Raw genomic sequence first — 8,762 nt, forward strand, 5'->3', positions numbered from 1 at the left:
GATGACGCCGCTTACTTAAGTGCAGAGGGTTATGGCTAAAAAACGCGGTAGCGTCAAAAAGAAAGGGCTTTGGTATGGCTGGTCCGGTCTGTTCATCAAGCTTGGGCTGGTTGGGCTGGTGCTGCTCGCCGGACTGACGATCTATCTTGACGCGGTGGTGCAGGAGAAGTTCACCGGCAAACGTTGGGCAGTACCGGCCAAGGTGTTCGCCCGGCCGCTTGAGCTGTTCGCCGGTCAGAAGCTCACCCGCGACGATTTCATAACCGAGCTGAGCGCACTCGGCTATCGCTCGACGGCAGCGGCGCGGCAGCCCGGCCAGATCTCCGTCAACGGCAGCCGGATCGACGTTCATACTCGGGGATTCCAGTTTTTCGAGGGCACCGAACCCGCCCAGTTGCTCCGGGTGCAGTTCCAGGGTGATCAGGTAGCAAGTCTGGGTGGCACCGGCGATCCGGTCATGGCGCGTCTGGAGCCGCTATTGATCGGCGGAATTTACCCGGCACACAACGAAGATCGTATTCTGATCCGTCTGGAGCAGACGCCGCCGTTTCTGGTTGAAGCGCTGGTAGCTGTTGAAGACCGGGATTATTTTCAGCATTTCGGTGTTTCCCCCAGAGGTATCGCCCGCGCCATGTATGCCAACATGCGTGCCGGCGGGGTGGTACAGGGCGGCAGCACCCTGACCCAGCAGTTGGTAAAGAACTTCTACCTCACCAGTGACCGCAGCCTTGTGCGCAAGGGTACCGAAGCGATCATGGCGGTACTGCTCGAGGTGCATTACTCCAAGGAGGAAATCCTCGAAGCCTATCTCAACGAGGTTTTCCTTGGTCAGGACGGGCGGCGCGCGGTGCATGGCTTCGGGTTAGCCAGCCAGTACTACTTTGCCCAGCCGCTGCATGAGCTGCAGTTGCACCAGGTGGCGCTATTGGTGGGCATGGTGAAAGGCCCGTCGATGTATAATCCGCGCCGCCACCCCGAACGAGCGACGGCCCGGCGGGACCTGGTCATTTCCATGTTGGCTGAGCAGGGCATGATCAGCGAAGAGCAGGCGAGCGAGGCGATCGCGCAGCCGCTCGATGTGTCCGTACGCGGCAGCATGGCCGACACCAGTTATCCCGCGTTCATGGATCTGGTGAAGCGCCAGTTGCGCGAGGACTATCGCGACGAGGACCTTACCAGCGAAGGCCTGCGCATTTTTACCAGCTTTGATCCGCTGCTACAGAAAAATGCAGAGCAGTCGGTGCAGTCGACACTCAAGCGGCTGACGCCGGCCGACGCGGTCAGCCCGCTGGAGTCGGCGATGGTGGTTACCAGTGCGCAGGGCGGCGAGGTACTGGCTCTGGTCGGGGGCGCCGATCCGCGTTTCCAGGGCTTCAATCGAGCGCTGGATGCGTCGCGGCCAATCGGCTCACTGGTCAAGCCAGCCATCTATCTGACCGCCCTCGAACGGCCCCAGGAATATGCGCTGACGACCCTGGTGGAGGATGCACCTATTGCGTTGCAGGCCGAGCCGGGGCAGACCTGGACCCCGCAGAACTATGATCGGGAGAGTCATGGCTGGGTGCCGCTTCATCAGGCGCTGAGCCGCTCATACAACCAGGCGGCGGTGCGCCTTGGTGTGGATCTCGGTGTTCCCAAGGTGCTCGAGACGGTCCGGCGGATGGGCGTTCAGCATGACTGGCCGGCATTCCCATCGATGCTGCTTGGTTCCGGCTCGATGACGCCGATGCAGGTGACGGACATGTACCAGACCCTGGCTACTGGTGGTTTCAATACGCCGTTGCGGGCAATTCGCAATGTGCTGACCACCGAGGGCGACCCCCTGCGCCGCTACCCCTTCGAAGTCGAGCAGCGTTTTGATGCTGCCAGCATTTTCCTGCTCCAGCAGGCGATGACTCGGGTGATGACCGAGGGCACCGGCAGGTCCGCTTATAATCGTATTGATCGCAACGTGCGCCTGGCCGGCAAGACGGGCACGACCAATGATTTGCGCGACAGCTGGTTCGCCGGGTTTTCCGATGATCTGCTGGCTGTGGCATGGATTGGGCGGGACGATAACAGCAACACCGGTCTGACCGGCGCTTCGGGCGCATTGCAGGTCTGGAGCGACTTCATGGCCCAGGCACATCCCCGCGGGCTCACTAGTGCCCCGGTACAAGGGGTGGAAATGGCCTGGGTGGACAGCGAGACAGGTATGGGCAGCGATCCGAGTTGTGACGATAGCGTGCAGATGCCGTTTCATGCCGGCTATCAGCCGCTGCCCGGACCGGGTTGCAACTCGTTCCTGAGTGAGGAAGGATTGAAGGAAGGTACCAACCGCGTGATGGATACCATCCGGGGCTGGCTGCAGTGATCAGAGAGGAAACAGTAATGCAGATGAGACTAACCGGCCTACTGGCCATCGCGATGGTATTGGTAGGCTGTGCTGGCACCGGTGGCTCGGTTCCTGTGGTCGATTCGGGGCGGCCGGTCTCCAGCGAGGATATTACCTATTCGCCTGCCGGGCAGGTGCCGCAGCAGGCCGAACAACCCGCCGGCAGCGGTGTGGTTGTGATGATTCCCGATGAGGCCGGCAGCTCGCGGCCCATCCAGTCGTTTCCGGTTGACGCCCAGCCCCAGAGCCGGGATGAGACTCGCGGATCGAGCGGCGGATCGAGCGGCGGATCGACCTTGCAGCAGGATGAACAGCTCGACGGTCCGGTACTGGCATTGTTGACAGCGGCCAGGAACCAGGAAGGGCGCGGCGATCTGGGTGGCGCGTCGTCGAGCCTGGAGCGGGCGATGCGTATCGCGCCGCGCGAGCCTCAGGTGTTCTACCGCCTGGCACAGGTGCGTCTGGCTCAGGGTGATGCCCCCCAGGCCGAACAAGTGGCCCAACGCGGTTTGAGCTTCGCCGCTGGCCGGCCTGCGTTGCAGGCAGGTTTGTGGGAGCTGATAGCCAAAGCGCGGGAAAAACAGGGCAATTCTGCCGGTGCTGCCGACGCACGTCAGCGAGCCCGCGTATCGCTGTGAAAAAGGCGGGCTGGGAAGAAATGCGTCTGGCGTTGATAGATCTTGAACGCGAGCTTCAGGCGCTGGATCTATGGTCGGTGCAGCCACCGACCTCGACCCAGATGGCCAGCAGCCAGCCTTTTTGTGTTGATACCATGGCTTTCGCGCAATGGTTGCAGTGGATATTCATACCGCGGATGCACTCGCTGGCGGGTCAGCGCCTGCCATTGCCCGGAAACTGTCAGATCAAGCCCATGGGCGAGCAGTCACTGCTGTATCTGGGACGCCGGCAGAATGACTTGCTGCGGGCTCTCGCCCGGGTTGATCGCCTGGCGACCGACCTGGCCTGAGCAGGCCTACGCATCGTCATTGGTGTAATCCTCAGTTGCAGAACTCTTCCAGATCCGCACGGGCCTGGGCCATCATCTCCTGGCGCTCGTCTTCACCTATCCTCACGTTTTCCCCGGCATCGTTGGTTTTGCTTAGGCGGGGGTTGCGTTCCATGGTTTCCAGGTTGCTGCGAATCTTCGAGCACTGCTCCTCACGCTTGGCAGCAAGTGCTTCATCGCTGATGCCGGCGTTGTCTTGAGCCTCGTTCGGACTTTCATCAGCTTGCGGGAGTGGAGCGGGCGCGCGCAAGGCTCCGCCGGGGGGCGGCGGCGAGCTTATATTCATCCGTTGATAGGCCTGGCCCTCGGGCGGCTGCTGGCCAAACTGGGGAACTCCCTGGTCATCAACCCAGCGATACATCTGTTCGGCAGCGACGACGCTGCTCATCAGGCCAAAGGTGATTGCGATTAGCGTCTTGTACATGTCCTGTCCATCCGTGTGTTGAGGGCTTCAAGCCCAGCTAATATAACCGACCAGTCATGATTGGCCAGCGGTGTCTGCACGTGCTGTGCCGGATGTCATGCTTTCGTCCAACTTGGCTTGACTTGTGGCCCTTGAGTGTAAACAATTCGTGGTTCACATGAGCAGACTGATATTGGCGCCCACTAGGCTATCGGATCAGGCTGCTTTGTTGCTCAAACCAGGTGGCGAAATCCGCCAGCTCCTGGCCTGGCACCCGCACGCGCTACCTCGCGCTGGGTGAGGCAGATCCGGAACCAACAGGACCTGCCTCCATTGCACGTAGTCAAGCTGATGCATGGCAACCACCGTTGCTAATGCGCTGCCGAGCAGTAAACAGGTACCCTGTTGCCCGTCCGTGACGGGCGACAAGCTAGAGGTGATTCTAAAGTGGAGCTTTTATCCGGCGCTGAGATGGTTGTCCGCTCATTGCGTGACGAGGGTGTTAAATACATTTACGGGTACCCCGGCGGTGCCTTGCTGCATGTCTATGATGCGATTTTCCGTCAGGATGATGTCGAGCATATTCTGGTGCGTCATGAACAGGCGGCAGCGCACATGGCCGACGGCTATGCCCGTGCGTCCGGCAAGGCCGGTGTTGTGCTGGTGACCTCCGGTCCCGGCGCGACCAATACCATTACCGGTATTGCCACAGCCTTCATGGACTCGATCCCCATGGTTGTGCTCTCAGGTCAGGTTGCCAGCAACATGGTTGGTACCGACGCCTTTCAAGAGACCGACATGGTGGGTATCTCCCGTCCTATCGTGAAACACAGTTTCATGATCAAGGATCCGCGGGAAATTCCCGAGGTCATCAAGAAGGCTTTTTATATTGCCCAGAGCGGTCGCCCGGGACCTGTGGTCGTGGATATTCCGAAAGACATGACCAATCCGGCCGAAAAGTTCGAGTACAGCTACCCCAAGAAGGTCAAGTTGCGCTCTTATAGCCCCGCTGTTCGGGGTCACTCGGGTCAGATTCGCAAGGCGCTGGACCTGTTGGTTGAAGCCAAGCGTCCGATTATCTATTCCGGTGGTGGCGTAATTCTGGGTGGTGGCTCAGCCCAGCTTACCGAACTCGCCCGCGAGCTCGGCGTGCCGGTAACCAATACGCTGATGGGGCTCGGTGCCTATCCGGGTACTGATCCGCAATACATCGGCTGGCTGGGTATGCACGGGAGCTATACGGCTAACGTGACCATGCACCACAGCGATGTAATCCTTTGCATCGGTGCGCGTTTTGATGATCGGGTAATTAACGGCGCGAGCAAATTCTGTCCGAATGCCAAGATCATTCACGTGGACATTGATCCCGCATCCATTTCCAAGACCATTCGGGCTGATGTGCCTATCGTTGGTCCGGTCGACAGCGTGTTGAGCGAAATGGTTGCCATGGTCAAGGAACATAATCTGCGTCCTGCCAAGGAAGCGCTAACCAGTTGGTGGAAGCAGATTGGTGAATGGCGTGGTGAGGGTCGGATGTTCCCCTATGATGAAGGCGATGGCTCCATCATCAAGCCGCAAAAGGTTATCGAAACGCTTTGGGAAGTGACCCAGGGTGATGCCTATGTTACGTCCGACGTGGGTCAGCATCAGATGTTTGCCGCCCAGTACTATCCCTTCGACAAGCCCAATCGCTGGATCAATTCCGGTGGTCTCGGCACCATGGGGTTTGGCTTTCCTGCGGCTATGGGCGTCAAGTTGCACTTCCCGGATGCTCAGGTGGCTTGCGTGACAGGGGAGGGTAGTATCCAGATGAATATTCAGGAACTGTCCACCTGCATGCAGTACAACTTGCCGGTCAAGATCATTACGCTGAACAACCAGGCCCTGGGCATGGTTCGTCAGTGGCAGGATATGCAGTACGGCGCAAGGCATTCGCACTCTTATATGGAGTCGCTTCCGGACTTCGTCAAGTTGGCCGAGTCCTACGGTCACGTTGGTATTCGCGTAGAGAAGCTGGAAGATCTCAAGCCAGCCATGGAGCGCGCCTTTGCCAATCGCGACCAACTGGTGTTCATGGATATCCGTGTAGATGACTCCGAGCACGTATATCCGATGCACATCAAGGATGGCTCGATGCGCGATATGTGGCTGAGCAAGACGGAGCGCACATGATGAGACATATAATATCCGTGTTGCTGGAAAACGAGCCGGGAGCCTTGTCCCGTGTAGTCGGGCTTTTCTCCCAGCGCAACTACAACATCGAAACCCTGACCGTGGCGCCGACCGAGGATCCGACGTTGTCGCGCCTTACTCTGACCACGGTTGGACATGACGAGGTGATTGAGCAGATCACCAAGAACCTCAACAAGCTCATTGAGGTGGTCAAACTGGTGAACCTGTCGGAAGGGGCGCACATCGAACGCGAGCTGATGCTTGTGAAGATCAAGGCCACGGGCGCTCAGCGTGCCGAGGTCAAGCGTACTACCGACATCTTCCGCGGGCAGATTGTCGATGTAACCAGCAGCGTGTACACCGTGCAACTGGCTGGAACCTCCGACAAGTTGGACAGTTTTATCGAGGCGATTGGGCCGACCACCGTCATCGAAGTGGTACGCACCGGCGTCTCGGGTATCGCCCGTGGCGAGAAGGTTTTGAGTATCTAATCACACAGCAGGCCCGGGCAGGGTCTGCCTAGAAACAGGGGAATTTCATGCACGTTTATTACGATAAAGATTGCGACCTGAGCATCATCCAGGGCAAGAAAGTAGCTATCATCGGTTACGGCTCGCAGGGCCACGCCCATGCCTGCAACCTTAATGATTCCGGTGTTGATGTAACCGTGGGTCTGCGCCCCGGTTCTTCATCTGTAGCCAAGGCCGAAGCCCATGGCCTGAAGGTCAGCGACGTGCCTTCCGCCGTTGCTGCCGCCGATGTAGTCATGATCCTGACCCCGGACGAGTTCCAGTCTCAGTTGTATCGCGATGAGATCGAACCGAACCTGAAGCAGGGCGCCACCCTCGCGTTTGCCCACGGCTTCGCGATTCACTACAACCAGATCGTGCCGCGCAAGGATCTGGACGTGATCATGATCGCGCCCAAGGCGCCGGGTCACACAGTGCGTACCGAGTTCACCAAGGGTGGTGGTATTCCCGATCTGGTCGCGATATTCCAGGATGCCTCGGGCAACGCGAAGAATCTCGCCCTGTCCTATGCTTCCGGCGTCGGTGGCGGTCGTACCGGTATCATCGAAACCACGTTCAAGGACGAGACCGAAACCGATCTGTTCGGTGAGCAGGCGGTTCTCTGCGGTGGCGCTGTCGAGCTGGTCAAGGCTGGCTTCGAAACGCTGGTAGAAGCTGGTTACGAGCCCGAGATGGCCTACTTCGAGTGTCTGCACGAGCTCAAGCTGATTGTCGACCTGATGTACGAAGGCGGCATCGCCAACATGAACTACTCGATCTCCAACAATGCCGAGTATGGTGAATACGTTACTGGTCCGGAAGTAATCAACGCCGAGTCCCGTGAAGCCATGCGCAATGCGCTCAAGCGTATTCAGAGCGGGGAATACGCGAAGATGTTCATCGCTGAAGGTGCACACAACTATCCTTCGATGACTGCAGCGCGTCGTATCAATGCAGCGCACCCGATCGAGCAGGTTGGCGAGAAGCTCCGCGGCATGATGCCCTGGATCTCTGCGAACAAGATCGTGGACAAGAGCAAGAACTGAAGCATCCCTGATGCAGCAGACGAAGAACGCGGCCATGGCCGCGTTTTTTGTGTCCGGACACTCGGGGCTGGCAAACCGTGTGATCAGTTGCCACACTGTGGCTACGTTAAAGTTTTCAGGATAATTTCATGACGGAAAAGCAAGAGCACCATTCCAGCGACCACGATATGGAAGCAGCGCATAACATGCTGCCCATCGATGAACATATAGAGGAGGTTCACGGCCCGGGCGGCGAGAAGGTTCGTCACAGGGGGATCTACCTGTTGCCCAACCTGTTTACTACTGCGGCGCTGTTTTCCGGTTTTTATGCCATTGTCAGCGCGATGGACGGCAACTTCGCCAATGCCTCGATCGCGATCTTCGTGGCAATGGTGCTCGACGGGCTGGATGGGCGCGTAGCACGGTTGACCAACACGCAAAGTGCCTTTGGTGCCGAGTTTGATTCGCTGTCGGACATGGTCGCCTTCGGGGTGGCGCCTGCCTTGGTGGTATTTAGCTGGTCGCTTGCCGATCTGGGTAAGGTGGGCTGGGTGTTCGCATTTATCTATGTGGCTGGGGCGGCGTTACGTCTGGCCAGGTTCAATACGCATGTTGGGGATGAGGACAAGCGTTTTTTCACCGGACTGGCCAGCCCTTCCGGTGCCGGCCTGGTTGCCGGTATGGTCTGGGCGCTGAGCGACTTTGGTATCGACGGCGGTGATATCAGCATTCTGGTGGGTCTGCTTACCGCCCTGGCGGGCTTGATGATGGTCAGCAACGTCAGGTACTACAGCTTCAAAGACCTGGACCTGAAAGGCCGTGTACCGTTTTTCGTCATCCTGGTTGTAGTGCTTGTACTGGCGGTGATCGCATCGGATCCTTCGCGGATACTCTGGTTGATCTTTATCGCCTACAGCGTTTCCGGTCCGGTTCAGGCGCTGTGGCGCTGGCGCCAGAAGCAGAAAACGGCTCCCGAGGCGTAAGTCTCTCCCGGACGTAATGAAATAACCGCAAGAAATCAGTTGACGGTTATTTTCTATCCCCTATAATGCGCGTCTGCCCAGTCAGGGCGCTTTTGATAAAGCGCTTTACAATCAATAAGTTAGCGATAATTTAGCGGTTGACAGGGCAGAATGAGACGGTAGAATACGCCGCTCACCGAGACAGCAGCACGATCGCTGATTCGGGTTCGCCAGAGAGATCTGGTAAAGATTGAAGGAAGCGGTTGACGGGGTTTAAAATCCCTGTAGAATTCGCCTCCCGGTCACGAGAA

General features: G+C 58.3%; 8 protein-coding genes. 7 read left to right on the plus strand and 1 reads right to left on the minus strand.

The features are described from left to right. Positions 1-31 precede the first annotated feature (31 nt). The 3 genes from mrcB to ABYA88_RS08675 are packed head-to-tail and all read left to right on the plus strand — an operon-like array spanning position 32 to position 3,341. Entirely contained in the window at positions 32-2,353 is a 2,322-nt protein-coding gene (gene mrcB, locus ABYA88_RS08665; RefSeq protein WP_373186702.1) for a penicillin-binding protein 1B, read from the plus strand. Between the two features lie 17 nt (positions 2,354-2,370). Further along, entirely contained in the window at positions 2,371-3,012 is a 642-nt protein-coding gene (locus ABYA88_RS08670; protein ID WP_373186704.1) for a tetratricopeptide repeat protein, read from the plus strand. Beyond that, entirely contained in the window at positions 3,009-3,341 is a 333-nt protein-coding gene (locus tag ABYA88_RS08675; protein ID WP_373186706.1) for a YqcC family protein, read from the plus strand. The genes ABYA88_RS08670 and ABYA88_RS08675 overlap by 4 nt, the downstream gene beginning before the upstream one ends. A gap of 31 nt (positions 3,342-3,372) precedes the next feature. Here ABYA88_RS08675 and ABYA88_RS08680 read toward each other — a convergent pair whose 3' ends face one another. After that, positions 3,373-3,804, minus strand: coding sequence for a DUF4124 domain-containing protein (locus ABYA88_RS08680; protein WP_373186707.1), 432 nt, complete (start codon positions 3,802-3,804; stop codon positions 3,373-3,375). 426 nt (positions 3,805-4,230) lie between these two features. Between ABYA88_RS08680 and ABYA88_RS08685 the strand changes: the two genes are divergently transcribed. The 4 genes from ABYA88_RS08685 to pssA all read left to right on the plus strand — a co-directional run bounded on the left by ABYA88_RS08685 (position 4,231) and on the right by pssA (position 8,472). After that, entirely contained in the window at positions 4,231-5,955 is a 1,725-nt protein-coding gene (locus tag ABYA88_RS08685) for an acetolactate synthase 3 large subunit (protein WP_339844243.1), read from the plus strand. Continuing rightward, positions 5,955-6,446, plus strand: a complete 492-nt coding sequence (gene ilvN / locus ABYA88_RS08690) for an acetolactate synthase small subunit (protein WP_339844504.1) — start codon at positions 5,955-5,957, stop codon at positions 6,444-6,446. Before ABYA88_RS08685 ends, ilvN begins: the two co-directional genes overlap by 1 nt. Before the next feature lie 47 nt (positions 6,447-6,493). Continuing rightward, complete coding sequence (gene ilvC, locus ABYA88_RS08695; protein WP_373186708.1) at positions 6,494-7,510, plus strand: ketol-acid reductoisomerase; 1,017 nt, start codon at positions 6,494-6,496, stop codon at positions 7,508-7,510. 128 nt (positions 7,511-7,638) lie between these two features. After that, complete coding sequence (gene pssA, locus ABYA88_RS08700) at positions 7,639-8,472, plus strand: CDP-diacylglycerol--serine O-phosphatidyltransferase (RefSeq protein WP_373186709.1); 834 nt, start codon at positions 7,639-7,641, stop codon at positions 8,470-8,472. The last annotated feature ends 290 nt before the right edge of the window (positions 8,473-8,762 follow it).

The sequence above is a fragment of the Halopseudomonas sp. genome (genome assembly GCF_041579695.1).
In the GTDB taxonomy this organism is placed as follows: Bacteria; Pseudomonadota; Gammaproteobacteria; order Pseudomonadales; family Pseudomonadaceae; genus Halopseudomonas.